The 25,729-nt window shown below is 74.8% G+C and carries 27 protein-coding genes; 16 read left to right on the top strand and 11 right to left on the bottom strand.

The genetic code is table 11. The annotated features are described in order from the left end of the window. Nucleotides 1–70 precede the first annotated feature (70 nt). The 5 genes from ACZ4W5_RS08290 to ACZ4W5_RS08270 all read left to right on the top strand — a co-directional run bounded on the left by ACZ4W5_RS08290 (nt 71) and on the right by ACZ4W5_RS08270 (nt 4,341). Nucleotides 71–2,140, top strand: coding sequence for an MDR family MFS transporter (locus ACZ4W5_RS08290; protein ID WP_465653585.1), 2,070 nt, complete (start codon nt 71–73; stop codon nt 2,138–2,140). A gap of 193 nt (nt 2,141–2,333) precedes the next feature. Further along, nucleotides 2,334–2,750, top strand: coding sequence for a hypothetical protein (locus ACZ4W5_RS08285; RefSeq protein WP_360234342.1), 417 nt, complete (start codon nt 2,334–2,336; stop codon nt 2,748–2,750). Continuing rightward, the gene (locus ACZ4W5_RS08280) at nt 2,747–3,391 is read left to right on the top strand and encodes a LysR substrate-binding domain-containing protein (RefSeq protein ID WP_465653644.1); all 645 of its coding nucleotides are present in this window, start codon (nt 2,747–2,749) and stop codon (nt 3,389–3,391) included. The genes ACZ4W5_RS08285 and ACZ4W5_RS08280 overlap by 4 nt, the downstream gene beginning before the upstream one ends. Nucleotides 3,392–3,472: 81 nt before the next feature. After that, entirely contained in the window at nt 3,473–3,631 is a 159-nt protein-coding gene (locus ACZ4W5_RS08275; protein WP_360234345.1) for a hypothetical protein, read from the top strand. 272 nt (nt 3,632–3,903) lie between these two features. Further along, nucleotides 3,904–4,341, top strand: a complete 438-nt coding sequence (locus ACZ4W5_RS08270) for a hypothetical protein (RefSeq protein WP_465653584.1) — start codon at nt 3,904–3,906, stop codon at nt 4,339–4,341. 19 nt (nt 4,342–4,360) lie between these two features. Here the strand turns inward: ACZ4W5_RS08270 and ACZ4W5_RS08265 are convergent, their stop codons facing one another. The 3 genes from ACZ4W5_RS08265 to ACZ4W5_RS08255 all read right to left on the bottom strand — a co-directional run bounded on the left by ACZ4W5_RS08265 (nt 4,361) and on the right by ACZ4W5_RS08255 (nt 7,567). Beyond that, complete coding sequence (locus ACZ4W5_RS08265; RefSeq protein ID WP_465653583.1) at nt 4,361–5,341, bottom strand: 1-phosphofructokinase family hexose kinase; 981 nt, start codon at nt 5,339–5,341, stop codon at nt 4,361–4,363. Further along, complete coding sequence (locus tag ACZ4W5_RS08260) at nt 5,338–6,381, bottom strand: ROK family protein (RefSeq protein ID WP_465653582.1); 1,044 nt, start codon at nt 6,379–6,381, stop codon at nt 5,338–5,340. The genes ACZ4W5_RS08265 and ACZ4W5_RS08260 overlap by 4 nt, the downstream gene beginning before the upstream one ends. Before the next feature lie 142 nt (nt 6,382–6,523). Beyond that, complete coding sequence (locus ACZ4W5_RS08255; RefSeq protein WP_465653581.1) at nt 6,524–7,567, bottom strand: zinc-dependent alcohol dehydrogenase family protein; 1,044 nt, start codon at nt 7,565–7,567, stop codon at nt 6,524–6,526. Nucleotides 7,568–7,676: 109 nt separating this feature from the next. Between ACZ4W5_RS08255 and ACZ4W5_RS08250 the strand changes: the two genes are divergently transcribed. Then, the gene (locus ACZ4W5_RS08250; protein WP_465653580.1) at nt 7,677–8,594 is read left to right on the top strand and encodes a LysR family transcriptional regulator; all 918 of its coding nucleotides are present in this window, start codon (nt 7,677–7,679) and stop codon (nt 8,592–8,594) included. A 49-nt stretch (nt 8,595–8,643) separates the two neighbouring features. Here ACZ4W5_RS08250 and ACZ4W5_RS08245 read toward each other — a convergent pair whose 3' ends face one another. After that, entirely contained in the window at nt 8,644–9,681 is a 1,038-nt protein-coding gene (locus ACZ4W5_RS08245) for an aldo/keto reductase (protein ID WP_465653643.1), read from the bottom strand. Between the two features lie 147 nt (nt 9,682–9,828). Between ACZ4W5_RS08245 and ACZ4W5_RS08240 the strand changes: the two genes are divergently transcribed. From ACZ4W5_RS08240 to ACZ4W5_RS08220, 5 genes are all read left to right on the top strand, one after another. Beyond that, complete coding sequence (locus tag ACZ4W5_RS08240) at nt 9,829–10,449, top strand: TetR/AcrR family transcriptional regulator (RefSeq protein ID WP_465653579.1); 621 nt, start codon at nt 9,829–9,831, stop codon at nt 10,447–10,449. A gap of 125 nt (nt 10,450–10,574) precedes the next feature. Then, a complete protein-coding gene (locus tag ACZ4W5_RS08235; protein WP_465653578.1) occupies nt 10,575–11,279 on the top strand; it encodes a C39 family peptidase in 705 nt (234 codons plus the stop codon). Nucleotides 11,280–11,386: 107 nt separating this feature from the next. Further along, nucleotides 11,387–11,539, top strand: a complete 153-nt coding sequence (locus ACZ4W5_RS08230; RefSeq protein ID WP_465653577.1) for a hypothetical protein — start codon at nt 11,387–11,389, stop codon at nt 11,537–11,539. Beyond that, nucleotides 11,536–13,089, top strand: a complete 1,554-nt coding sequence (locus tag ACZ4W5_RS08225; protein WP_465653576.1) for a HAMP domain-containing sensor histidine kinase — start codon at nt 11,536–11,538, stop codon at nt 13,087–13,089. The genes ACZ4W5_RS08230 and ACZ4W5_RS08225 overlap by 4 nt, the downstream gene beginning before the upstream one ends. After that, complete coding sequence (locus ACZ4W5_RS08220) at nt 13,086–13,562, top strand: GerMN domain-containing protein (RefSeq protein WP_465653575.1); 477 nt, start codon at nt 13,086–13,088, stop codon at nt 13,560–13,562. Before ACZ4W5_RS08225 ends, ACZ4W5_RS08220 begins: the two co-directional genes overlap by 4 nt. A 50-nt stretch (nt 13,563–13,612) precedes the next feature. On the opposite strand, the gene ACZ4W5_RS08215 is transcribed toward ACZ4W5_RS08220, so the two are convergent. Continuing rightward, nucleotides 13,613–14,680, bottom strand: a complete 1,068-nt coding sequence (locus ACZ4W5_RS08215) for a TerD family protein (protein ID WP_465653574.1) — start codon at nt 14,678–14,680, stop codon at nt 13,613–13,615. A 58-nt stretch (nt 14,681–14,738) separates the two neighbouring features. Beyond that, nucleotides 14,739–16,052 (bottom strand): cytochrome P450 family protein, encoded by a 1,314-nt coding sequence (locus ACZ4W5_RS08210; RefSeq protein WP_465653573.1) that lies wholly within the window; start codon nt 16,050–16,052, stop codon nt 14,739–14,741. A gap of 69 nt (nt 16,053–16,121) precedes the next feature. Between ACZ4W5_RS08210 and ACZ4W5_RS08205 the strand changes: the two genes are divergently transcribed. Beyond that, nucleotides 16,122–17,450 carry a pyroglutamyl-peptidase I gene (locus ACZ4W5_RS08205; protein ID WP_465653572.1) on the top strand — a complete coding sequence of 443 codons (1,329 nt, stop codon included), beginning with the start codon at nt 16,122–16,124 and terminating at the stop codon, nt 17,448–17,450. A 52-nt stretch (nt 17,451–17,502) separates the two neighbouring features. On the opposite strand, the gene ACZ4W5_RS08200 is transcribed toward ACZ4W5_RS08205, so the two are convergent. Then, a complete protein-coding gene (locus ACZ4W5_RS08200) occupies nt 17,503–17,988 on the bottom strand; it encodes an inorganic diphosphatase (RefSeq protein ID WP_360234486.1) in 486 nt (161 codons plus the stop codon). Between the two features lie 157 nt (nt 17,989–18,145). Here ACZ4W5_RS08200 and ACZ4W5_RS08195 point away from each other — a divergent pair, with 157 nt between their 5' ends. Continuing rightward, on the top strand, nt 18,146–18,970 hold the full coding sequence (locus ACZ4W5_RS08195) for a hypothetical protein (RefSeq protein WP_465653571.1): 825 nt from the start codon (nt 18,146–18,148) through the stop codon (nt 18,968–18,970). Between the two features lie 161 nt (nt 18,971–19,131). Here the strand turns inward: ACZ4W5_RS08195 and ACZ4W5_RS08190 are convergent, their stop codons facing one another. Next, the gene (locus ACZ4W5_RS08190) at nt 19,132–19,557 is read right to left on the bottom strand and encodes a cupin domain-containing protein (protein WP_402480674.1); all 426 of its coding nucleotides are present in this window, start codon (nt 19,555–19,557) and stop codon (nt 19,132–19,134) included. Nucleotides 19,558–19,612: 55 nt separating this feature from the next. Continuing rightward, complete coding sequence (locus ACZ4W5_RS08185) at nt 19,613–20,344, bottom strand: Mut7-C RNAse domain-containing protein (protein WP_360234390.1); 732 nt, start codon at nt 20,342–20,344, stop codon at nt 19,613–19,615. 133 nt (nt 20,345–20,477) lie between these two features. Here ACZ4W5_RS08185 and ACZ4W5_RS08180 point away from each other — a divergent pair, with 133 nt between their 5' ends. Continuing rightward, nucleotides 20,478–20,714 carry a hypothetical protein gene (locus ACZ4W5_RS08180; RefSeq protein ID WP_465653570.1) on the top strand — a complete coding sequence of 79 codons (237 nt, stop codon included), beginning with the start codon at nt 20,478–20,480 and terminating at the stop codon, nt 20,712–20,714. Here ACZ4W5_RS08180 and ACZ4W5_RS08175 read toward each other — a convergent pair. Continuing rightward, on the bottom strand, nt 20,648–21,934 hold the full coding sequence (locus tag ACZ4W5_RS08175; RefSeq protein ID WP_465653569.1) for an MFS transporter: 1,287 nt from the start codon (nt 21,932–21,934) through the stop codon (nt 20,648–20,650). The genes ACZ4W5_RS08180 and ACZ4W5_RS08175 overlap by 67 nt on opposite strands. 616 nt (nt 21,935–22,550) lie before the next feature. On the opposite strand from ACZ4W5_RS08175, the gene ACZ4W5_RS08170 reads away from it, so the two are divergent. Next, a complete protein-coding gene (locus ACZ4W5_RS08170) occupies nt 22,551–24,821 on the top strand; it encodes a xanthine dehydrogenase family protein molybdopterin-binding subunit (RefSeq protein WP_465653568.1) in 2,271 nt (756 codons plus the stop codon). 15 nt (nt 24,822–24,836) lie between these two features. Beyond that, nucleotides 24,837–25,301, top strand: a complete 465-nt coding sequence (locus tag ACZ4W5_RS08165) for a (2Fe-2S)-binding protein (RefSeq protein ID WP_465653567.1) — start codon at nt 24,837–24,839, stop codon at nt 25,299–25,301. Between the two features lie 34 nt (nt 25,302–25,335). Here the strand turns inward: ACZ4W5_RS08165 and ACZ4W5_RS08160 are convergent, their stop codons facing one another. After that, nucleotides 25,336–25,509 (bottom strand): hypothetical protein, encoded by a 174-nt coding sequence (locus ACZ4W5_RS08160; RefSeq protein WP_465653566.1) that lies wholly within the window; start codon nt 25,507–25,509, stop codon nt 25,336–25,338. Between the last annotated feature and the right edge of the window lie 220 nt (nt 25,510–25,729).

The raw sequence follows: 25,729 nt of genomic DNA, 5'->3' as shown, positions 1-25,729 counted from the left end.
GCGCGAGGGGTGCTCACCCGAACGGACGAACCGGATCGCGACCGGCCACCACGCCCCCGAGGCTGGCGGCATGACCGTCGCCACCGAGACCCAGCCCTCCGCCCCGCCGGTGCTCGACGTACGGCAGCGGAACGTCGTCTTCGCCACCATCGTGCTCGGCATGCTGCTCGCCGCCCTCGACCAGACCATCGTCGGCACCGCGCTGCCCACCATCGTCTCGGACCTCGGCGGCGCCGCCCACATGTCCTGGGTGGTGACCTCCTACCTGCTGGCCGAGACGGTGGCCACCGTGCTGGCAGGCAAGTTCGGCGACCTGTACGGGCGCAAGCTGATCTTCCAGGTCTCGGCGATCGTCTTCGTCGGCGGCTCGTTCCTGTGCGGCCTGTCCACCAACATGACCCTGCTGATCGCCTGGCGGGCGGTGCAGGGCATCGGCGCGGGCGGGCTGATGGTCACCGCCATGGCGCTGATCGCGGACGTCATCCCGCTGCGCGAACGCGGCAAGTACCAGGGCGCGATCGGCGCGGTGTTCGGCCTGGCCACCGTCATCGGGCCGCTGCTGGGCGGGCTGTTCACCGACCACCTGTCCTGGCGCTGGGCGTTCTACGTGAACGTGCCGATCGCCGTCGTCGTGGTGATCGCGGCCGCCCGGACCATCCCCTCGGTGCGCTCGGCGGTACGGCCGGTGATCGACTACCTGGGCATCGCCCTGGTCTCGGTCGGCGCCAGCGCCCTGATCCTGGCGACCAGTTGGGGCGGCAACCAGTACGCCTGGGGCTCCGGGGTGATCATCGCCCTGTTCGTCGGCGGCGCGGTCGCGCTCGGACTGTTCTGCTGGGCGGAGACCCGGGCCGCCGAACCGATGCTGCCGATGCGGCTGTTCCGCAACCCGGTGTTCGCGGTCTGCTCGGTGCTCAGCTTCATCGTCGGCTTCGCGATGCTCGGCGCGCTGACCTTCCTGCCGACCTTCCTCCAGTACGTGGACGGCGACTCGGCGACCGTCTCCGGCGTGCGGATGCTGCCGATGGTGATCGGCCTGCTGATCGCCTCGATCGCCAGCGGCAACGTGGTCAGCAAGACCGGCAAGTACCGGCTGTTCCCGATCGCCGGCACCCTGGTGATGGCCCTCGGCCTCTACCTGCTGTCCCGGCTCGAACCCGGCACCGGCACCGCGCTGGCCTCGCTCTACATGTTCGTGCTCGGCGTCGGCATCGGGCTGAGCATGCAGGTGCTGACCATCGCCGTGCAGAACACCGTCGACTACGCCGACCTCGGCACCGCCACCTCCGGGGTGACCTTCTTCCGCACCATCGGCAGCTCCTTCGGCACCGCCGTGTTCGGCACCATCTACGCCAACGGCCTCAAGACCGAACTGGCCGAGGGCGTCGCCGCCTCCGCCCGGCTCACCGGCGCCGACCCGGCCGTCCTGGTGCACGCCGCCGGGAGCCCGCAGGGCCTGCACAAGCTGCCCGCCGAGCAGGCCGCGCCGATCATCCAGTCGTACTCGGACGCCCTGCACACCGTGTACCTGTGGACCATCCCGGTGGCCGTGGTCGGCTTCGTGGTCGCACTGTTCCTCAAGCAGGTGCAGCTGCGCGACACCACCCGGGCCGGCTCCACCGACATGGGCGAGGGCTTCGCCCAGCCGACCACCAGCGACTCCGACCCGCACCTGGAGTACGCCGTCGGCAAGATCGTGCGCGGGGTCGACCTGGACACCGTGCGGACCATCGTCGGCGACGCCGACACCCGCGTCGACCTCGCCGGAGCCTGGGCCCTGATGGAGGTGGCCGGCCACACCAAGGCCCTCGGCCACGCCTCCCTCGACCTCATCGCCACCCGCAAGAAGCTGCCGCCCGAGGTCCTCGAACCGGTCTTCGACCGGATGGCCGCCGAGGGCTACCTCACCCGCGACGGCGACCGCCTCACCCACACCGAGGCCGGCACCCGGGAGGTCCGCGCCCTCGCCCGCGCCTGGTCCGGCTGGCTCAACGCCCGCCTCGACGCCGACGCCGGGCGCCCCCGCAGCCCCCAACTCCGCACCGCCGCCGACGCCATCGCCTGGCGCCTCCTCACCGAGGACCTCGCCAACGGAGTCCCGGCCACCGCCCGCCCGAAGGACAACGCCAAGGTCCGATGAGGGCCGCCCGCCGGCCCCGGCTCCCTGCCGTGTCCCGGGCCCCGCTAGGAAGGGTGTCGACCAGCGCGGCCAGGTCGGCGCGCACGCCGTCGTTGACAAGAGCGAGATCGGCGCGGTAGCAGGTCCCGTGAGTATGCGCCGTCGACGCTCCGTTTGCTGGTCACTCCTACAGGGGTGACGCTGGAAGACGAAGGTGGCTAGGGTCGACTGGCTGCCTCTTCCTGAGATTCAGGAGGTAGAGGTGCCAAAGTCATTCCGAATCAGGTATAGGGGCCAGCAAGGGCGAATACCCAAGAACTTTGGGTTGCCCGGCGTTGTCCACACCCGGCACGCTGTGGTCCACGTAACCGCTGGCGAAGTGAGGGACGCAGGGCCCAGCGAAATCCAAACTCCTGGCGGCCATTCCGTTGAACAGGACTTCATCTACAACCTGGGCGACGCGAACGTGTGGGTCAGCAACATCTCGCCACATGGCGAGAACGACCACTTCCAAGGCGAGGAAGGCGGCGTCGAGTTCGTCCTTCACGTGGACTACAGTCAGCCGGTTGATGTTGGCGTCACAATCTGCGTTGACGACGAGCCTCCAGGGTTTATTGATAACGACAACTGAGGCTCTTTCACGTCGGAATCGACCCATGTTCGCCCCTGTCCCGGTCGCTGTCCGGCTTCGCGGCCCGGCACCCGCGGGTGGAGCTTGAGTTGGTGACGGGCCAGCCGCACGAGCTGGTGCCCGACCTGGAGGCGGGCCGGCTGGACGCGGCCGTGGTCTTCGAGCACCCGCTGGACCCGTGGTACCGGGAGTCGACGGTGCAGGTGCGGGTGTTCTTCACCGAGCCGCAGTTGGTCGTGCTGCCGCCCCGGCACCGGCTGGGGCGGCGCCCGGTGGTACGGCTGGCGGAGCTGGCGGACGAAAGCTGGATCGGCACCCACGGCGGCGGCACCGGTGAGCCGGTGCTCGAACGCGCCTGCGCGGCCGAGGGGTTCCGCCCCGGGTGCGCTGCCGCAGCGACCACTACCGGGTCACCGTCAACCTTGCCCGGGCGCGGGATGGACGTGGCGCTGATCCCCGCGCTCGGCCTGGCCGACGACGCCGGGGTACATGTCTGCCGGCCGGACCACCCCCAGTTGCACCGCCGGATCGGGATGACCCGGGCCTCCAACCGCAATCCGGTGCTGCACGCCTTCCTCGCCGAACTCGACGCCGCCGCAGCGGAGATCGGTTCGCTGCTGCAGCGGCGCCGGGCGGGCTGAACCCCTGCCGTTCCCTGTGCCATGAGCTGCTGGTGTGTCATGCTTCTGGCGTCAGTATCCATTTCAGCTGATTGGACTCCGATGACCCGCCGGATATCCGCCCTCCTGATCGCCGCCGCCGCCCTGCTGTCCCTCGGGGCCGCCTACGGCCAGCACACCGCGCCCCGCACCGCCACCGTCGCCGAGGCCCCCGCCAGTACCGCCGGCGGCCACACCGCCGAGCGCTCCGAGCACCACTGACCGACGCCACGGCCCCGGGCGGGGCTCACCGGGCCCCGCCACCGCACCTCACCGGGCCACCGCACCGGGCCGCAGCACCTCGACGGACCGCTACGCCTCACCGAACGCGGAGCACTTGACCCGCCCGGGCCCCGGTCGGCCGGCCACCGCGCACCGCGACCCGGTCGCCGACCACCGCCACGTCCGCCGGCCGGGCGGCAGCTACGCTGGCCACCCGTTTCCGCGAGTTGGGAGATCAGGGCATGCCGGGGAGAGCGTCGACGGATGAAGCCGTGCACCTGTTGCAGGACGAGTTGCAGGCCGGGCAGCGTGCAGTCGCCGATCTGAACACGGAGGACGCCTGGTCGGCGTTCCTCCGTTTCGGCCGGTCCCGCTTCGACACCCCGGACACACCCGACGCCGACGGGCTGCTCTTCCAGTACGGCACCTACTCGTTCGATGGCCCGCCGACGTTCTCGCTGGACCTCACGCGGCAGTTCGAGATCAACGACAGCAGCGGCGATCACCACCACTACCTGCAGGTCCACTGCGAACTCCGGTATGACTCCGCCGCACCCTTGAGTGCCTTGGGCAGCTTCGAGTCGTGGTTCTTCCACGACACCGAAGACGATCTCGATCAGTGGGCCGAGGGGCTGACCGATCGAGGGGCCTGGGCGGTCGTCCGCGAGCACAGGCCGGTGGAGATCAGGGTCTACCGAGAGCAGGTATGACCGGAGCCGGACCGACCGTTCACGCGGGGTGCGGTCCGCCTTGCGGGCCGGAGGACGGGGGCCGGGTGGGGGTCGGCCCGGGCGGGTGGACGGGTTCGACCCGGACGAGCGGCAACAGCCGGCGCCGGTCGGCCGGGTCGAAGCTCCCGGCCAGCGGCGCGAGCACGGTCGCCGCGGACAGGGCGACGGCCTCGGCCAGCCGCTCCGGCCATGGGGTCCCGGCGACCAGGCCCGCGGTGAGGGCGGCCACCGCCGAGTCGCCGGCGCCGGTCGGGTTGCCGCGCGCGGCCTCGGGTGGGCGGGCATGCCAGTCGCCCTCCGGCGTGCTGGCGAGCAGCCCGCCGGGGCCGAGGGACACGACGACGGCTCGGGCACCGGCGGCGCGCAGCAGCCGGGCGCCGGTGAGCGGGTCCACCGGCCCCGCCGTCGCGGCGAGTTCGGCCGCGTTGGGCTTGATCAGTGCCGGGCCGGCGGCCAGTCCGGCGAGCAGGGCGGGCCCCTCGGCGTCGAGGAGGGCGGGCACCCGCGCCTCTACGGCAAGGGCGACCAACTGCCCGTAGGCGTCCGGCGGCACGCCGAGGGGCAGCGAGCCGGACAGCACGACGGCCCGGGCGGTGCGCAGCAGTCGGCGGTAGCGGACGGTGAAGTCGGACCACTCCTCGGCGGTGACGGCGGGGCCGGGTTCCAGGTAGACGGTCGCGTCGCCGGTGGCGTCCTCGACCACCGCGACGGTGCGCCGGGTGGAGCCCGCGATCGGGAGGAGTTCGTCGCGCAGCCCGGCGGCCGCGAGGTCGGCCCGCAGGGCCTGCCCGGTGGCGCCGCCGACCAGGCCGGTGACCACGGTGTGGTGACCGAGCGCGGCGAGCACCCGGGCGACGTTGACGCCCTTGCCGCCGGCCCGTTCGGTGACGGTCCCGACCCGGTTGCTGCCGTGCTGGGCCACCCGGTCGAGACGGTAGGTGACGTCCACGGCGGCGTTGAGGGTGACGGTGAGGATCACGACGCGCCTCCGGGCGACGAGGCCTGGACGAACGGGCCCCCGGTCGGGACGTCCCCGGCCGGCACGTCCCCGGCCGGCACGTCCCCGGCCGGAAGATCCCCGGCCGACAGCTCCCGGGCCAACAGATCCCGGGCCAGCAGGGCCGCACCGAGGCAGCCCGCGCTGCGGCCGTGTTCGGCGGCGACCAGCCGGGGCGGGGTACGGAACGCCAGCCGCTCGGCGAGTGCCGTGCCCAGGGGGGCGAGGAGGTCCGCCCCGGCTCGGGCGAGGCCGCCGCCGATCACGATCCGCTCCGGGTCGAGCAGGACGGTGGTGGCGGCCAGGCCGTCGGCGAGGGCCGCCACCGCCTCGGCCCAGACCTGGGTGGCGACGGGCTCGCCGGCCGTCGCCCGCCGGTGCACGTCCTCGGCACCGAGGTCCGGGGCGCCGGTGAGCCGGGCGTGGCGGCGGGAGATCGCGGAGGCGGAGGCGACGGTCTCCAGGCAGCCCCGGCCGCCGCAGGCACAGCGCTCGCCGCCGGGCCGTACCACCAGGTGGCCGAGTTCGCCCGCGATGCCGCGCGCGCCGCTCTGTGGGCGGCCGCCGGTCACCACGGCGGCGGCGATGCCCGTGCCGACGGGGACGAAGACGAAGGAGTCGCTGCCGCGCCCGGCGCCGAGGCGGGCCTCGGCGAGGCCGCCGGCCCGGACGTCGTGGCCGAACGCGACCGGGAGGCCGAGGTGTTCGGCCACCCGGTCGCGGATCGGGAGGTCGTGCCAGTCGAGGTTGACCGCCTTGACCACGGTGCCCGCGGTCTCGTCGACCAGGCCGGGCGCGACGACGCCGACGGCCCTGGGCGGGGCTCCGGCCCGCCGGGCCAGCTCGGCGAGTTCGGCGGCGCAGCCGAGCACGGTGTCGAGGACGGCGCCGCCGCCGCGGGCGGGCCGGGTGGGCCGGCGCTCGCTGCGCAGGACCGTTCCGTCCTCCGCCACCACGGCACCCTTGATCTCGGTGCCGCCGATGTCCAGGGCGATGACGTTCTCGGCGGCGATGTGGCCCATCGATCCCCCTGCTCGAATCTGCAATGAGTTGCTTGAAGCTGAGCAAAAGATAGGGCAGTCGATCAACTTTGAACAAGAGGGCAGCGGGGGAACCGGCGATCGCGGCACCACACGATCCGACCGCCCCCCGGGGCGAGTTGCCTCAGAAGGCGATGCGGACCTTGAGCGCCGAACGCTCGTCCATCGCCCGGTAGCCGTCGGGGACGCCGTCGAGGTCCACGGTGCGGTCGAAGACCGCGCCGGGGTCGATCGCGCCGGAGAGCACGTCCGGCAGCAGCTCGGGGATGTAGGCGCGGGCCGGGGCGACACCGCCGGCCAGGGAGACGTTCCGGTCGAACATCTGCGAGATGTCCACACCGGCGGAGCCGCCGTGCGGCACGCCGACGTAGCCGACCGTCCCGCCGTCGCGGGCGATGGACACGGCGGTCCGCATCGACTCCTCCGTGCCGACGGCCTCCAGCACGGCGTGCGCGCCGAGCCCGCCGGTCAGCTCCCGGACCGCCTCGACGGCGGCCTCGCCGCGCTCGGCGACGACGTCGGTGGCGCCGAAGTCGCGGGCGATCGCGGTGCGCCGCTCGTGCCGGCCGAGCGCGATGATCCGCCCGGCGCCGAGCCGGTGGGCGGCGAGCACGCCGCACAGTCCGACCGCGCCGTCGCCGACCACGGCGACGGTGGCACCGGGGCGTACCCGGGCGGAGACCGCGGCGTGGTGGCCGGTGCTCATCACGTCGGAGAGGGCGAGCAGGCCGGGCAGCAGCTTCTCCTCACCGGCGGCCTCCCGGGGCAGCCGGACCAGGGTGCCATCGGCGAACGGCACCCGGACGGCCTCGCCCTGGCCGCCGTCGGAGCCGACCTGGCCCCAGAAGCCGCCCTCGGGGCAGGAGGTGTGCAGGCCCTCCCGGCAGAACTCGCAGGTGCCGTCCGACCAGACGAACGGGGCGAGCACGAAGTCGCCCGGCATGAAGCCGGTCACCTCGGCGCCGACCGCCTCGACCACGCCGAGGAACTCGTGGCCGATCCGCTGCCCGGGGACCCGGGCGGCGACGCCCCGGTACGCCCACAGGTCGCTGCCGCAGATGCAGGCGTTGACCACCCGCACCACCGCGTCGGTGGGCCGCCGGACCACCGGGTCGGGCACCTCCTCGATCCGGATGTCGTTGGGGCCGTGGATCACGGTGGCACGCACGAAGACACTCCCGTACTGCTCGGGGACTGGGGTCGGGGCAGTCAGGTTCGCCGTCCGCCCGCCTCCGCGTCCAGCTACATCTCCTACAGCAGGCCCTTAAGCTGGACTGATGCTCGACGTCCGACGACTCGTCCTCCTGCGCGACCTGGAGGCGCACGGCACGGTGACCGCCGTGGCCGAACTCCACCGCGTCACGCCCTCCGCCGTCTCCCAGCAGCTGCGGCTGCTGGAGGAGGAGGCCGGTACCGCGCTGCTGGAGCGCACCGGACGCTCCGTCCACCTCACCGCAGCCGGGCACCGGCTGGCCGCGGACACCGGGGCGGTGCTCGCGGCGCTCGAGGAGGCCCGGGAACGGCTGCGCACCGGAGCCGGGGAGCCGACCGGCCCGGTGCACCTCGCCTGCTTCCCGAGCGCGCTCGTCCCGGTCGCGGCCCCGCTCGGCGAGGCCCTGGAGCGCGCCCACCGCGGCCTGGAGGTGCACATCACCGAGGCCGAACCCGAGGCCGCCGTACGGCTGTTGCTCCAGCGCCGGGCCGATGTCGCGCTCGTCTACCGCTACACCAACCTCGCCGCGCCCCCGCACCCCGGCATCGAGACCCGCACCCTGCGGACCGATCCGCTGGTCGCGGTGCTGCGGGCCGACCACCCGGCCGCCGACCCGGCGACGGCCGCGGGCGGCGCGGGGGCACCGGTCGACCTGCGGGAGCTCGCGGACACCTCGTGGATCACCGCCCCACCGCAGACCCCCTGCGGGGACGCCGTCCTCCAGGCCTGCCGCTCGGCCGGCTTCACCCCGCGGGTGCGGCACACCTGCACCGACTTCGCCGCCATGACCGCCCTCGCCGCGAGCGGCGGCCACACCGTGCTCATCCCCCGGCTCGCCACCGACCGCCTGCCGCCGTCGCTGACCGTACGGCCGGTGTCGGACGCCACGCTCACCCGCACGATCGAGACCGCGGTCCGCCAGGGCACGGCCCACCAGCCGACGGTCGCCGCCTGCCTCGAAGCCGCCGACCGGCTGGGCTGAACACGGCGGGGCTGAACACGGCGGGGCCCGGAGAACGGCCCCGGCGGGGTCAGCCCGCGAGCGGCGGGTTGAGGCGGGCGAAGGCCTCCTGGCGGCGGTACGGGAAGTACGGGTAGGGCGCGGTGCGGGCGCTGGCGGCGTCCAGGCGGGCGACCTGCTCCGGGGTCAGCGACCAGCCCACGGCTCCGAGGTTCTGCCGCAGCTGCTCCTCGTTGCGGGCGCCGATGATGACGGAGGAGACGGTCTGGCGCCGCAGCAGCCAGTTGATCGCCACCTGGGGGACGCTGCGGCCGGTCTCGGCGGCGACCTCGTCCAGGGCGTCGACCACCCGGAACAGCAGCTCCTCCTCGACCGGCGGGCCGTAGTCGGCGGTGTCGTGCAGCCGGCTCCCGGCCGGGAGCGGCTCGCCGCGGCGGATCCGGCCGGTGAGGCGGCCCCAGCCGAGCGGGCTCCAGACCAGGGCGCCGACGCCCTCCTGTTCGGCGAGCGGCATCAGCTCCCACTCGTAGTCGCGGCCGACCAGGGAGTAGTAGACCTGGTGGGCGGCGTAGCGGGGGCGGCCGTGGCGCTCGGCCAGGTCGAGGGACTTCATCAGCTGCCAGCCGGAGAAGTTGGAGACGCCGGTGTAGCGGATCTTGCCCGCGCGGACCAGGTCCTCCAGGGTGGCCAGCACCTCCTCGATCGGGGTGGCGGCGTCGTAGGCGTGCAGCTGGAAGAGGTCGAGGTGGTCGGTGTCGAGGCGGCGCAGCGCGTCCTCGACGGAGCGGACCAGCCGGGCCCGGGAGGTGCCGGCGTCCTGGGGGCCGTCGCCGAGCGGCAGGCCGGCCTTGGTGGAGATCAGCACCTGGTCGCGGCGGCCGCGCAGGGCCTGGCCGAGCACCTCCTCGGCGGCGCCGTCGGAGTAGACGTCGGCGGTGTCGAAGAGGGTGACCCCGGCGTCGAGGGCGATGTCGAGCAGGCGGCGGGCCTGCTGGACGTCGGTGCTGCCCCAGGCGCCGAACAGCGGGCCGCGGCCGCCGAAGGTGCCGGTGCCGAGGCTGAGGGCGGGGACCTTGAGGCCGGAGGCGCCGAGGCGGCGGTACTCCATGCCGGTGGAGGTGGGTTCGGTGGAGGTGGGTTCGGTGGAGGTGGACATGGCGGTGCCTTCCTCGAAGCCCCTAATGGGACTCTGGTTCCGTTAGGATGGTTCGAAGCTAGCAGACCCCGCCCAACTAATGGAACAGGAATCCCGTTAATGGTCGACGAGCCCTCCACGCCCGGCACCGTCCGCCCCGGCGGCCGCACCGCCCGGGTCCGCGCCGCCGTCCTGCGGGCCGCCGAGGACGCCCTGGTCGAGCACGGCTTCGCCGGCCTCGACCTCGGCGACCTCGCCCAGCGCGCCGAGGTCGGCCGCACCACCGTCTACCGGCGCTGGGGCAGCACCACCGCCCTGCTCGCCGACCTGCTTTCCGACATGGCCGAGCAGTCCCTACCGCGCACCCGCAGCGGCTCGCTCGCCGAGGACCTGCGGGCCAACGCCCGACTGGTCCGGCGCACCCTGGCCGACCCGCGGCAGGGCGCGCTGTTCCGCGCCGTCCTGGTGGCCGCCAACGGCGACCCGGGCACGGCCGAGGCGCTGCGGCACTTCTACCGGCGCCGGGTCGAGGAGTGGGCGCCGTGCGTCACCGAGGCTGTCGAACGCGGCGAACTCCCGCCCGACACCGACCCGTTCGAGGTGATCCGGGCCGTCTCCGCGCCGCTCTACTACCGGATGCTCACCACCGCCGAGCCGCTGGACGAGGCCGCCGCCGACCGCGCCGCGGCAGCCGCCGAGGCCGCCGCCCGGGCGGGGGCGTACCGGCGGGCCGCGGGCTGAGCCGGTCGCCCGGTCAGCCGGTCAGCCGGTCAGCCGGTCAGCCGGGAGCACCAACGCATACGGTCCGTCACCTGATCGTCGCCCACCGGCTGCGGAGCGCGACCATCCTTCGTAGCGTCATGCCCATGTCGATCACCTCACGCGCGCGGGCGACCTGGCTCGCCGTCCTGACCACCGCGACCCTCACCACCACGACCCTGGCGGCGGGCGCCGGCCCCGTGTCTGCCGCCCCCGCCGCCACCCCCGCTGCCGCCTCCGTGCCGTACTACGAGCAGCAGCTCGGCAACGACTGCGAGGCGGCCGCCCTGCGCATGCTCCTCGCCGCGCGCGGCGTGACCGCCGACGACCAGCAGATCCTGGACCGGATCGGCGTCGACCGGGACCACCCCGAGTTCGGCCACTCCGGCCCGCGCTCCGGCGACCCCTACGAGGCCTTCGTCGGCGACCCGGACGGCTCCGAGACGGCCGGCACCGGCTTCGGCGTCTACTCCCCGCCCGTCGCCAAGGCCGCCCGCTCGTACGGGCTCACCGTGCGCCAGGACGGCTCGGGCATCTCCGTCCAGCAGCTCAAGGACGAGCTGGCCGCCGGCCACCCGGCGGTCGTCTGGGTGGACTACCTCTGGCGGCACCTCCGGAGCACCACCTACACGGCCTACGACGGACGGAGCGTCCTGTACGCCGGGCCGGCCGAGCACACCGTCGTGGTCACCGGGTTCAGCGGCGGCAGGGTGTCGCTCAACGACCCCGCGCGGGGCCGGACGACCGTCTCCGAGGACGACTTCGCCGACGGCTACGCCACCTACGGGCACATGGCGGTGGTCATCGACTGAGCGGCGCCTGCGCAGCCTGTGAGCGATGTATGAGTTTTTGGCAAGAACCCGGCCCCGACCGCCACCGGTGGCGCGTTCCCCCAGGTCAACCCCCGATACTGGCTCCCATGGCACGGCTACTCCTGATCGAGGACGACGACTCCGCACCCGAGGCCCCGGCGTTCGGCCCGCGCTGCGGGCTGCGCCGCGGCCTGCGCCGTGGCCTCGGCTGCGGCCTCGGTTGCGGCCTCGGCTGCGGCCACCGCTTCGGGCCGCAGTGACCGCCGCCGCCACCCCGGGCCCCACTCCGGGCCCCGCGCCGACCAGCGCACCGGCCACCGCACCCCGACCGTCCGACGACCCGCCCCCGCGGCCGGGCCCGCACCCGCCGCGGCTGGTCCGGCTGCGCCGCGCCGTCGCCGGGCTGCGGCCGCGCCTGCTGGTCGCCTTCGTCGCCGTCGCCGCCCTGAGCGCACTGGCCACCGCCACCCTCACCTACCGGGCCGCCACCACCTCCACCCTCGACCTGACCAAGGACACCGCCCTGGACGAGCTGCGCCGCCGCGTCGACGTGCTCGCCCCGGCCCTGCCCTTCCCGCCCACCCAGGGCGAACTCGACCGCCTGGCCGTCCAGTTGTCGGGCACCGGCGGCTTCCGCGACTGGCGGGTGCTGGCCTCCTACGGCACCGAGCACTCCGAGTGGACCCAGTCCGTGGCCGTCCCGCCGGCCCTCCAGCACACCGTCGACACCGGCCACGCCGCGTTCCAGCGCTTCGCCGCCGACGGCCACCCCTGGCTCGCCGTCGGCGTCCCCGTCACCTACGCGAAGGGCGGCCCCGCCGGGGCGTCCGGGCTCACCGTCTACGCCCTGCTCCCCCTCGACCGCGAGCAGAGCGCCGCCACCGCCCTGCTCGCCGGCGCCGCCGGGGCCGGGGCGTTCGCCGCCGTACTGGCCGCCGGACTCGCCCTGCTGGCCGCCCGCCAGGTGCTGCGGCCGGTCCGGGCGCTCGGCGGCGCCGCCCGGGCCCTGGCCCAGGGCAAGCTGGACACCCGGCTGACCGTCACCGGCCACGACGAACTCGCCCAGCTCTCCAAGACCTTCAACCACACCGCCCGCACCCTCCAGGGCACCATCGAGGAACTGCGCGCCGTCGAGTCCCAGGGCCGGCGCTTCGCCGCCGACGTCTCGCACGAACTGCGCACCCCGCTGGCCGCGATGCTCGCCGTCACCGACATCCTCGACGAGGACGCCGAACAGCTGCCCGCCGACACCGCCACCGCACTGCGCATGATCAGCAACGAGACCGTACGGCTGACCAGGCTGGTCAACGACCTGATCGAGATCTCCCGGCTGGACGCCGGGGCCGCCCCGCTGCGCACCGAGACCGTCGACGCCGCCACCGCCGTGCGCGAGACCCTCGACCTGCGCGGCTGGGGCGAGCAGGTCGACCTTGACCTGCCCGCCGCCCTGCCCGTCCGGCTCGACCCGCGCCGCTTCGACGTCGTCGTCGCCAACCTGGTCGGCAACGCCCTGCGACACGGCCGCCCGCCGGTGCGGCTCGCCCTGCGGGGCAGCGAGGAGGAACTGGTGCTCACCGTCACCGACCACGGTCCGGGCATCCCGCCCGCCGAACTCCCGCACCTGTTCGACCGGTTCTACAAGGCCGACAAGTCCCGGGCCCGCTCCGAGGGCAGCGGCCTGGGCCTGGCCATCGCCCAGGAGAACGCCCGGCTGCACGGCGGCCTCATCGAGGCCGCCAACGTGCCGGACGGCGGAGCGGTGTTCACCCTGCTCCTGCCCCGCGGGCTGGACGGGGAGGAGGAGTGGTGACCGTCCGCCGACTCGTCCCGCTGGCCGCCGTCCTGCTGCTGACCGTCGGCTGCTCGATCTCCACCACCGGCTCGGTCCGCAGCGGCCAGCCGGCCACCGGCGTCCAGCCCGGCACCCGGCTGTACCTCCTCGACCAGCACGGCATCCGGCCCGCCATCCGCCCGGCGACCCGGCGCGAGGACCTCCAGCAGACCCTGGACACCCTGCTGGCCGGGCCCGACCGGACGGAACAGCGCGCCGGGCTGTACAGCGACCTCCCCAAGGGCGGCCGGGTCCAGGCCACCGCCACCCCCGGCGTGGTCACCCTGCGGCTCTCCTGGCCCGCCGCCTCGCTGTCCGCCCCCGCCATCCAGCAGCTCGTCTGCACCACCGAGGACGCCCCCACCACCGGCCCGGTGCCGAAGGTCGCCATCGTCAGCAGCGACGCCCCCTCGGCCATCCAGCAGCAGTGCGACCTGCACCGCACCGGCTGAGCGAGGGGGCGTCGCTGACGGCCCCGCGAAACGACTGAGCAGGAGACGGCTTAGAAGAAGGAGTCGTCGTCCTCGTAGTAGTTGTTGACGACCACCTGCGGCTCGTCGTCGCTCAGCGCCTCGTTGAGCAGCATGCCGCCGACCAGGCCGGCCGCACCCGCGCCGATCATCGCGCCGGTGCCGAAGCGGCGGCCGCCCTGCTCCTGCTGCTGGGCGGGCACCTGCGGCTGCCCCTGCTGCGGGTACCCGGCCTGCGGATAGCCGGGCTGCGGGTACCCGGCCTGCGGCGGGGTGTAGAAGGGCGGGACGGTGGTCTGCACCCGCTGGGCGCAGGCGGCGCAGGCCTCGACCTGGCGCGGCACGCCCCACTGCGGCTGCCACAGCACCACGGCCGAACCGGCACCGTGGGTGGGGTCGAAGAAACACGTCACGGGTGAACTCCCTGTAGCTGGCTGGGCCTTCGGAACAGCGGGGACGGCCGGCGGTGCCACCGGCGCGGCCGGCGCGGGCGCGGGAACGGGGGCCGGGGCCGGGGCCGGAGCCGGGGCCACCGGCGCGGGCTGCAGGACGTCGACCCCGAAGTCGGTCGCGATGCCCGCGAGCCCCGAGGCGTAGCCCTGCCCGACCGCGCGGAACTTCCAGTCCGCGCCGTTGCGGTAGAGCTCGCCGAACACCATGGCCGTCTCGCTGCCCGTCTCGGGCGTCACGTCGTACCGGGCCACCTCGGTGCCGCTGTCCGCGTCGACGACCCGCACATACGCACGGCGCACCTGGCCGAAGCTCTGCCGCCGCTGCGCCGCGTCGTAGATCGCCACCGCGAAGACGACCTTCTCCACCTGCGCCGAGACGTCCCCGAGCCGGACCTCGATCCGCTCCGCGTCCTCGCCGCCCCCGCCGGAGCCCAGGTGGCGGACCGCGCCGTCCGGGCTCTGCAGGTTGTTGAAGAAGACGAAGTGCTGGTCCGTGAGGACCTTCCCGGACGGGCCGCACAGCAGCGCGCTGGCGTCCAGGTCGTACCCGGCTCCGGCCGTCCACCCGAGGCACACCCGGACGGACCGCACGCCGGGCGCCTGCCGGTTCAGGGAGACGTTGCCACCCTTCGTCAGGGCCACACTCATGGGGCTTCCTCCACCACCGTCCGAATCACGCTGTTCGACCCCGACAACGCTGTAGAGCTCACGCCGGTTCCCGCCCGTCCGGCCGGATGCGGACGGGGAGTTCCAGCAGGCCGCGGGCCCGCAGCGCGGGGCGGTGGCGCAGCTCCTCGGCCGGGGCGTCCAGGGCGAGGTCGGGGAAGCGGCGCAGCAGGGCGGTGATCGCGAGCGCCGTCTCCAGCCGGGCCAGCGGGGCGCCCAGGCAGTAGTGGATGCCGTGGCCGAGCGCGAGGTGACCGTTCTCCCGGCGGCGCAGGTCGAGCCGGTCGGGGTCGGCGAACTGCTCGGGGTCTCGGTTGGCGGAGGCCAGCGCGAGCAGCACCGTCTCCCCGGCCGGGACGGTGACCCCGCCGATGGTGACGTCCTCGCGCGGGAAGCGGCGGATGGCCAGCGGGGCCGGGCCGTCGAAGCGGGCGAACTCCTCGACGGCGCCCGCGATCAGCTCCGGTTCGGCACGCAGGGCGGCGAGCTGCTCGGGGTGGGTGAGCAGGGCGAGGACGGCGTTGGCGATCAGGTGGACGGTGTTCTCGTAGCCGGCGAAGAGGATCAGGAAGGCCAGCGAGGTCAGTTCGTCCTCGCTCAGGCGGTCCTGGGCCTCCCTGCCCTGGACCTCCTTGCCCTGGACCTCCTTGCCCTGGACCTCCGTGCCCTGGGCCTCCGTGCCCGTTCCGCCGCCTTGGGCGTGCTCGTCGCGGACGGCGATCAGGTCGGAGAGCAGGTCGTCGGCCGGGGTGGTGCGCTTGCGCTCGATCAGGCCGGTGAAGAAGCCGAGCATCGCCTTGACGGCGGCGCGGGCCTGCTCGGGGTGGTCCGGGTCCGGGGTGATCAGGGTGTCGGTCCAGGCCCGGAAGTCCTGCCGGTCGTCCTCGGGGACGCCGAGCAGGTCGCAGATGACGGTGATCGGCAGCGGGGCGGCGTAGGCCGCGAGCAGGTCGACCCGGCCGGACGGTCCGGCGGCCGCCTCGACGGCGTCGAGGAGCTGCTCGGCGACGCGCTCGACCGGGGCCTGCAGGGCGGCGATCCGGCGCGGGGTGAAGGCCTGCCCGACCAGGCGGCGGATCCGGGTGTGGTCCGGCGGGTCCATGTTGAGCAGGTTGGCGTCCAGCGCGGGCGGCAGCGCGAAGCCCCGGTAGTTGCCGGGGGCGGCGTGCGAGCGGTCGAGGGCCAGGCGCGGGTCGGCCAGCGCCCGGCGGACGTCCGGGTAGCGGGTGACCAGCCAGACGGGCAGCCCGTCCGGGCCGGTGACCCGGTGCACGGGCGCCTCGGCGCGCAGCGCGGCGTAGGCGCCGTAGGGGTCGCTGATCAGGGACTTCACGGTCGGATCGAGGGGTGTCACCCGCTCAGCCTACGGGTACGGCGCAGGCACCCTGGCGGGGTGTCAGCCCGCCGCCTAATGTCAGTGGGCATGACAAACGCCCGCCGCTCCGACACCATCCGCCCCGACACCACCCGCTCCACCACCGGCCGGACCGCCCGCCGCTCCGCCGCCGTGGTGACCGCGCTCGTCGGCACCCTCGCCGCACTGCTCGCCCCAGCCGCCGGGGCCCAGGCCGCACCGGTCGGCTGCCGGACCGTCACCACCGCCCCGCTGGACGCCGAACAGGCCCGGCTCCAGGACGCCCGGACCACCGCCTTCACCGAGCGTTCCGGCCTCGCCGACCTGCTCCACGCCTTCCCCGCCGCGCTCTGCTCCGCCCGCACCGCCGACCGCGCCCAGCGGGTGGTCGACAGCTGGGGCCGCAAGCTCTGGCAGGCCGGCCTCGACCGCGCCCAGGGCCGCCGCCCCGGCGGCGAACTGCCCGCCCTGGACGACCGCCCGCTGTACTGGGCGCGACTTGCCATGACCGTCCGACTCGCCCAGTGGCAGCCCCGGTTCGACGTCGACCACGCCGCCCTGCGGGCCCGCTTCGAGGACGCCTCGCGCGGCCTCGGCGACGGCTTCGCCGACGAACCCGGCCCCGGCGTCCGACGGATCTTCGTCAGCGGCTTCGACCCGTACGGCCTGGACACCGAAGCGCGCCGCGCCAACCCCTCCGGCGCGGCCGTCCTGCAACTGCACGGGCAGCGGATCACCCTCGCCGACGGCAGCACCGCCGAGGTGCGGGCCGTCGTCCTGCCGGTGCGCTACCGCGACTTCGACCAGGGCATCGTGGAACGCGCCTTCGGCCCGCACCTGGAGCCCGGCGGCCCGCAGTCCGCCGACCTGATCACCAGCATCAGCCAGGGCTACCCCGGCATGTTCACCCTGGAGGCCTGGGCCGGCCGCGCCCGCTCCGCCGACCCGGCCACCGACAACCTCGGCGCGCTCTCCGGCGGCACCTGGCAGCACCCGGTGGACGCCCCGGGCCTCGGCGAAGGCCCGCAGTTCATCCGGACCACCCTGCCCACCGACGCCATGACGGCCGTCCAGCAGCCCTACCCCGTGCTGCTCAACACCCCCGTCACCGAGATCCCCGCGGGCGCCACCGACCCGGTCGACCGCCCCGACGGCCCGACCCCGGGCTCCCGAGCCGTCGCCGGGGGCGGCGGGGGCTACCTCTCCAACGAGGTCGCCTACCGCTCCAACCGCCTGCGCCTCGACCTCGCCCCCGGGCTGCCCGGCGGCCACCTCCACACCCCGGTCCTCACCGGCCTCCCGGACCAGCAGGACCGCGTCACCTCAGCGGAGTTCGAGCAGAACGAGGCCGCCATCGCCGCCCAGGTGCGCGCGATCCTGAGCAGCGCGCGGCTCTGAGTCGGTGCACCGCTGAGCCCGGGCCGGGCCCGGGCTCAGCTGCGGCCCGGGCTCAGGCCGGGCGGGCGAAGCGGGTGCCCGCCGCCCGGGCGCGCGAGTCGGCGATCTCGGCGTAGGCGGCGTCCCGCCCCGCCCAGTGCGAGCCCTCGACCGACTTGCCGCGCTCCAGGTCCTTGTAGACCTGGAAGAAGTGGGTGATCTCCAGCAGGTCGAACTCGGGCAGGTCACCGATGTCCCGCAGCTCGGCGTAGCGGGGGTCGCGGGCCGGGACGCAGAGGACCTTCTGGTCGGGGCCGCGCTCGTCGCGCATCACCCACATCCCGACCGCCCGGCAGGTGAGCACACAGCCGGGGACGGCGGGTTCGCCGCCCAGCACGAGTGCGTCCAGCGGTTCCCCGTCGCCGCCGAGGGTGCGTTCGACGTACCCGTAGTCGGCGGGGTAGCGGGTGGCGGTGAAGAGGGTGCGGTCCAGCCGGATCCGGCCCGCGTCGAAGTCCATCACGTACTTGTTGCGCGATCCCTGCGGGATCTCGATCATCACCTCGAACTCCGCCGGTTCCACGGGCTCCACGGGTTCCACGGGCTCCACCCTCGCCTCCTCCACTGGTCCTGGGAAGATTGTCCGCCGTCAGGGCTCCGTGAGCAGCTACCGGAACGACACCCGTCGTTCGGGCCCGGCCGATAGCATCCGCACCATGGGGAGCTGGCAGGTCACGGTCATGAACCACCGTCGCGAGTCCGGCGGCCGTCCGCAGGGACGCCCGGCGGGGCCGTTGGCGCGGCGCGACGGCTGGGCCGTGCACGGCGGGGACGGCGAGCTCAGCTGGGTCGACCCCAGCGGCGAGGTCCGCTGGCGCCGCCCCTGCCCGGGCCGGCCGAACGCGGCGCACCTCTCCGCCGACCGGGTGCTGGTCACCACCGACTCCTTCGACTACACCGCCTGGGGCCACCTCGGCCCGGCCCTGCTGCTGGACCTCGCCGACGGCACCCTGGTCGCCGAGCTGCGCGGGGAGCGCGGTGCGGCGCTCGGCGACGGGCGCTTTCTCCTGGGCCTGGAGGGATACGGCGCCTTCGACACCAGGGCCCACGACCGGGACGGGGTCGTGGTCGACTCCTGGCGCAGCTACGGCCACTACGTGGTCGGCGCGGTCGGCACCGGCCTGCGGGTGGTGGAGACCGACCGCCGCCACCCCACCGGCAGCCGGGTGGTGCGACTGCTGCCCGGCGGGGTGGTCCAGCCCGGCCCCCTGCTGTGCGACGCCCTGGCCCCCGAGCCGCTGGTGCTGCCCGACGGCACCCTGCTGGTACTGGACGCCGGAGTGCTGCGCGCCGTCGGGCGGGAGCTGGACGACGCGGTGCTCGCCGAACTGCTCCCGCTCGACCCCGCCGACCGGCACCGCTTCATCGGTTCGCTGCGCCGCAGCCCCGAGGGCCTGACCGCGACCCTGGTCGAACGCCACCCGACCCGGATGGGCAGCTACAGCTCGCACATCTGGACGCTCGGCCTGCGGACCGGCTGATCAGCGCAACTGCCCTCGCACCACCGGCAGTTCCAGCGCCGAGACCGGCCGGAGGTCGATCACCACCCGTTGCGCCCGCCCCTGCGGGACCGGGGTGGCGACGGCGGCTGCGGCAGTGCGGCGTGACCGCCGGTGGCCCGTCCTCCCCGTCCTTCCCCGGCTCATCGGCCGGTCGCCTTCCAGGGGCCCTCCTCGGGGCGCGCCTCGGTGTCCGTGCCCGGCCAGGGCGGCATGGTGACGGCGGTGATGCGCAGCGGCCCGTCGGTGTCCGGATCGGCCCGGAACTGGAAGGCGGTGCCCAGCGGGATCGAGACGGCCGTCCCCGGGGCGAGCCGGTGGACCTCCTCCCGGCCGTCCTGGCGCCGCCACAGCTCGCCGTGGCCGGCCGTGACCTGCCACAGCTCCTGCACGGTGGCGTGCGAGACGGCGTGGGTGACCTGCCCGGGGGCGAGTTCGAAGACCGCGAGGCTGCCGAGCCCGTCCAGGACCAGCAGCGGGCGGACCTCGGCGCCGTCGGGCGCGGTCACCACCGGGGCGTCCGCTGTCTCGGCGCTCTCGAAGGGTTGGTGCACCGGCTGATCGCTCATCCGACGGCCCGGCCTCTCTGTCCGATCTGTCCGACCCCGGGAGAACCCGGCTCCGCTACCTCGGGACTCCCCCGAACTCGCGCACCGCGTCGGTGACGATGGCCTCCAGCCGGGCGTGGTGGGCGCCGCGCCAGTAGGCCTGGCCGCAGTCCGCGCACTGGGCGAAGGCGTCGTAGGAGCGCTCGGTGCCGTCGTGCAGCTGTTCGCGCACCGTGGTCTTGCTCACCGTGCGCAACGTGCCGTTGCAGGTGGTGCACCGGCTCCAGGGGGCCAGCGGCGGGGCGAAGCGGGAGAGCACGTCGCGCAGTTGCTCGGCCGGGCGGTGGCTGTAGACGTACGCGCCGGCCCACAGTTCGCGGCGGCGCAGCAGGCCGCGGTCGCGCGAGAGCATGACGCGCTGTTCGGCGGCGGAGCGGGCGGCCAGCGCGGCGTCGCCGATGTCGGGGTTCTCGTACGCGGCGTCGATGCCGAGCAGGCGCAGTCGGCGGGTGAGGGTGCCGAGGTGGACGTCCAGCAGGAAGCGCGGCGGGGCGGGCGAGGGCTGCGGCCGGGCGACGGCGGCGACGCTGACCTGCTCGGCGTCGGCCGGGACGTACGAGTCGGGCACCGGGCGGCCGTCCACCAGCAGGCTGCCGACCTCGGTGAGCGGCACACCCAGGGACTCGACCAGGTGGCCGAGGCTGGAGGTGCCGTCGGTGCGCAGCGCGGTGCGGCCGGCCCGCCGGGGCGCGGAGACGAAGAGGTGCAGCTCAGGGGCGAAGTCGAGCCAGATCTGGGGTCTGTCCACGCGGCCAGCATGCCAGCGGGCGGCGGGCCGGTGCCAGCGGTTTCCGATGCCCCCGCGCGGGGCGCTGCGCGGCGGGCCCGCGGAGTAGCATCGGCCGTATCCGGAACAGCGGCAGAAGCGGTTGGAGCGTGCGATGACCGGGAACGAGCGGCGGGACGGCCGGCCGGTCCGGTCGGACGGCCTGGTGGAGGAAGTACCGGACGGCCTGGCGGAGGAAGCGCCGGACGACCTGTTCGCCGACCGCTCCGAGCGGCGGGCCCCCACGGGCGGGCCCGCGGCGCCGTACGGCGGCGACGACGACCTCTACGGCGCCTCGGCGGCGGTGGCCCCGACGGCCGAGGAGGACGGCGCGGGGGCCGGGGGCAGGTAGTCGCGGTCGCGCGCCGCCCAGCGGGCCACCGGGCCCATCGCGTACCCGGCGGCCAGGAACACCCCGCCCAGCACCAGCCAGCCCGCGAGCCCGCCGTCGAGCAGCAGCGCGGTGAGCAGCAGCGGCCCCAGGGTGCGGGCGACAGCGACGCCGGTGCCGAAGAAGCCCTGGTACTGGCCGATCCGCTCCGGCGGCGCGAGGTCGAAGCCGAGCTGCCAGGAGCCGGCCGACTGCCGCATCTCGCCCACCACCTGCAGCACGGCCGCGACCACCAGCAGGGCGGCGAACGCCCACACCGGGACGGACAGCACGGACAGTCCGCAGACCGCGCAGGAGGCGAGCAGCAGCACCCCGGAGGAGCGCACGGCCCGGACGGCCGAGTCCAGTCCGCTGACGTCGCGGGCCGCCCGGACCTGGAAGGCCAGCACCGCCAGGGTGTTGAGCACGAACAGCGCCGAGCCGAGCCAGCCGAGGCCGGGGGCGCGCTGGGCGATCCACAGCGGCAGGATCAGGCTGAGCATCGGCATCCGCAGCAGCAGCACGGTGTTGACCAGGGTGACGGCCGCGTAGCGGCGGTCCCGCAGCACGGCCAGTCGCGGGCCGGCGGCCGGGTCGGCCGGTGCGGGCGGGGCCTCGGGCAGCCGGCGCAGCACCAGCGCACCGGCCAGGAAGCCGAGGGCGGTGACGGTGAAGGCGCCGAAGTAGGCCCCGGGGGTGCCGACGGTGAGTGCGATGCCGCCGATGGCGGCGCCAACGGCCAGTCCCCCGTTGAGGGTTGACTGGAGGTGGGCGAGCAGGCCGGTGCGCTCGGCGGTCGGCACCAGGCCCGCGACCAGGGCCTGCCGGGCGGCGGTGAGGCCGGACTGCGCGGTGGCGTAGAGGCAGACGGCGAGCAGGAACAGCGGGTAGGAGCGGACCACCAGGAGGACGGCGACCACGCCGGCCGTGGCGAGCGCGAGGGCCACGGCGGTGCGGCGCGGGCCGCGTCGGTCGGCGAGGGCGCCGAGCGGGACGCCCGCCAGCGAGCCGAGCGCCCAGGCGACGGCGAGGCCGAAGCCGAGGGCGGTCGGCGACATCCCGATGACACGGGTGAAGTAGAGCGCGGAGCAGGTGTAGTAGGCGCCGTCGCCCACCGCGCTCGCCAACTGGGCTGCGGCGAGCGTGCGTTGGGGGCCGGCGGGGGGCAGCAGGGCGGGCCGGGCGGCGCTCTGGTTCGGCACATCTCTCCTGTCGGATCCAGGCGGGCGGTCATGCGGACAGTCATGCGGACGGGCATGCGGGCGGCCCTGCGGACGGTCGACCGCGCAGGCGGTGGACCGGTCGGACGGGCGGCGCGCGGGCCGGACGTTCACTACCGCTCGGAACGCTCCTCGGTGGGACGGGGTCCAGCCTAGGGAAGAAGTGGACCGGCCGACAGGTCCATTGATCTTGAATTTTCCCGGTCCACTTCCGTGGTCCCGCCGCACCGCCGGACGATCCGTGAACTCCCGTACGACGGCGCCCTGTTGATCGTCCGACAGCACCCCGAGCGGCCCGCCGGCGCCCGGCCCGCCCGGCCGAAGACCCCTCCGTACCCGCTCCGACTCCCCCGGACGAAGCGGACCGGACACCTCCACCACCCGGCCGGAGGGCCAAGATTGGCCGTGTTGACCCGTCAGTAACGCCCTCCTATGCTCATCGGCGTCCGCTCTCCGGCACTGGGGCCGGGGCCGTCCGCGCCCGCCCGATCCGGCGCCGTCTCCGGCTCGAAGGGCCCCTCCCATCAGTACCTCCACCGCCCCCTCGGGCCTCGCCGGCCGCGAGGACCCCACCGGCCCCGCGGAGCCCGTACGGCCCGTGGACCCCGCCGAGCCCGTGGACCCCGCCGAACCCGTGGACCGTGCCGAGACCGGTGGGCCCACCGGCCGCCGCCGCTTCCTCACCTACCTGCTGGCTGCCCCCACCCTCACCGTCGCCGCCCGGCTCGGCCTCGACGCCGCCGCGCCCGCCACCGCCCGGGCCGCCGAGCGCGCCGCCGCGGCCACCCGCGACGCCTCCGCGCCCCCGCAACTGCTCGGCCTGCCCGGCATCCCCGACGTCCTCGACCTCGGCGACGCGATGATCCTCGCCGGCCTGCCGACCTCCCACCTGCTGGCGCTCGAAATCACCCCCGCCGGGCGTGCCGCGCTGTACCTGCCCCGGCTGGAGGTCGGCCAGGGCCTCACCACCGCGATCGCCATGCTGGTCGCCGAGGAACTCGACGCCGACCTCACCGACGTGGACGTGCCGCTCTCCGACGGCCGCCCCGAACTGCTCTTCAACCAGCTCACCGGCGGCTCCAACTCGGTGCGCTCGCTGTACGACCCGGTGCGCGCCGCGGCCGCCGCCGCCCGCGCCCGACTGGTCACCGCCGCCGCGAACCGCTGGAACGTTCCCGCGACCACCCTGCGCACCGCCGGCTCCGCCGTCCTCGCCCCCGACGGCCGGCGCCTGCGCTTCGGCGAACTCGCCGCCGACGCCGCCACCGTGGCCGTACCCGCCGTCCCCGCCACCCCCAAGCCGGCCGACCAGCGCCGCCTGGTCGGCCGGCCCACCGGCCGCATCGACGCCCGCGACATCGTCACCGGCCGCGCCAAGTACGCCGGGGACCTCCAGATCCCGGGCGCCGCGCCCACCGTCGTCGCCCGCCCGACCACCGTCAACGGCACCCTCAAGTCCCTGGACGCCTCGGTCGCCCGCGCCATGCCCGGGGTCCTCGCCGTGGTGCAGATCCCCACCGGCGTCGCCGTCCTCGCCGAGACCTTCGACCAGGCCCTCAGGGCCCGCGACGCGCTGCGCACCACCTGGAACCCCGGCCCGGCCGCCGACCTCTCCACCGAGGACGTCCGGGCCCGGCTGCGCGCCGCGCACGCGCCGTTCCTGCTGCCGCCGCTGCTCACCCCGTACCTGGACGGCGAGTTCGACTTCGCCTTCGTCAACCACGCCCCGATGGAGGTGCTCACCGCCGTCGCCGACGTCCGGCCCGGCCGCGCCGAACTCTGGTTCGCCGCCCAGAGCCCGATCATCGCCCAGCAGACCATCGCCGCCGAACTCGGCCTGCCGCAGAACGCCGTCACCGTCCACGTCGTACGCGGCGGCGGCTCCTTCGGCCGCCGGCTGTTCTTCGACGCCGCCCTGGAGGCCGCCCAGATCTCCCAGGCCGCCGGCCGCCCGGTCAAACTGATGTGGACCCGCAACGACGACATGCGGCACGGCCGGATGCGCCCCGCCAGCCACCACCGCATCCGCGCCACCTACGGCCTCGGCCAGGTGCTCACCTGGGAGCACCGCGCCGCCACCGTGCGCACCGACCTCTCGCACGGCCTCGGCGAGGCCCTCACCGGCGCCGGTTTCAACCTCTCCGTCGCCGGGATCAGCCTCGCCCAGGCCTTCTTCCTGCTCACCGAGAAGAACCCGTACAACGTCGGCATCCCCACCCAGCTGCTCGCCGAACTCCCGCTGCCGCTGCACACCGGCAGCTGGCGCTCCGTCTACTCCGGCATGGTCCGGGTCGCCGACGAGATCATGATGGACGAACTCGCCCGCCGGATGGGCCAGGACGAGGTCGCCTTCCGGCGCGCCCGGGTGCGCGACGCCGCCGGCCGAACCCTCCTGGACACCGTCGCCAAGGCCGGCAACTGGGGCCGCCCGATGCCCGACGGCCAGGCCCAGGGCGTCGGCTACCACGACGAGAACGGCGGCCGGGCCGCCTACCTGGTCGAACTCGACGCCACCGACCGCGCCAACCCCCGGGTCACCAAGGCCGTCATCGCCGCCGACGTCGGCCAGGCCATCAACCCCCGTGGCCTGGAAGCCCAGTTGACCGGCGCACTGATGGACGGCATCTCGGTGATCCTGCAGGCCGGCAACCACCTCGACAACGGCGCCTTCCGGGAAGGCAGTTACGCCGACTTCCACTACGCCCGGCAGCGCAACGCCCCGCCGACGGTCGAGATCCACCTGATGCCGCCCAGCGGATCCCCGGGCGGGGCGGGCGAGTTGGGCGTCCCGGCCGCCTCCGCCGCCGTCGCCAACGCCTACGCCCGCGCCACCGGCACCAGCCCGCGCTCCTTCCCGATCAACTTCTGAGGACCTCGACTCCCCATGCCCACCCACACCTTCGTCCTCAACGGGCAGCCCGTCAGCGTCGACGCCCCGGACGACATGCCGCTGCTCTGGGTCCTGCGCGACAAGCTCGGCGTCACCGGCCCCAAGTACGGCTGCGGCGTGGGCGTCTGCCGCGCCTGCACCAGCCACCTGGACGGCCAGGAGTTCCAGCCCTGCACCCGCTCGGTCAAGGACTGCGCGGGCCGCACCGTCACCACCATCGAGGGCCTCGCCGACGGCGACACCCTCCACCCCGTCCAGGAGGCCTGGATCGACTGCGACGTCGCCCAGTGCGGCTTCTGCCAGCCCGGCCAGATCATGACCGCCGTCGCCCTGCTGCGCCGCACCCCGAACCCGACGGACGCCGACATCGACCAGATCCAGAACATCTGCCGCTGCGGCAGCTACCCCCGCATCCGCGAGGCCATCAAGCGCGCCGCCGCCACCGGCCAGGCGCACTGACCCCGCCGTCCGTCGCGGGCGGCGCCAGTCGGCCCTAGGCGCCGGTACCCGCCGCCGGGTCGCGGCCGAAGAAGGCGGCGAGCCGGTCGTACGCCGGGGCGTCCGGCGGGGCGGGGACTTCGGGGCCGAAGGCGTGGTGGTCGGCCTCGTCGCCGCGGTACTCGGGTTTGAGCGCGCCGTGCGCCCAGTCGAGTGCCGCCCGGGCCACCTGGTGGTCCAGGCCCTCGGTGGACCGGCCGGTGGCGCGGGCCAGGTCCCAGGCGTGGACGGCGAATTCGGCGGTCTGCTGGTCGACCGGGAAGCGGGCCGGGAGGGTGGCGGGGGGGGGGGGGGGGGGGGGGGGGGGGGGGGGGGGGGGGGGGGGGGGGGGGGGGGGGGGAGGGGGGGGGGGAGGGGGGGGGAGGGGAGGGAAGAGGGAAGGAGAGGAG

Source organism: Kitasatospora sp. NPDC029367 (genome assembly GCF_055569135.1).
This window is presented reverse-complemented; position numbering and strand designations above follow the sequence as displayed.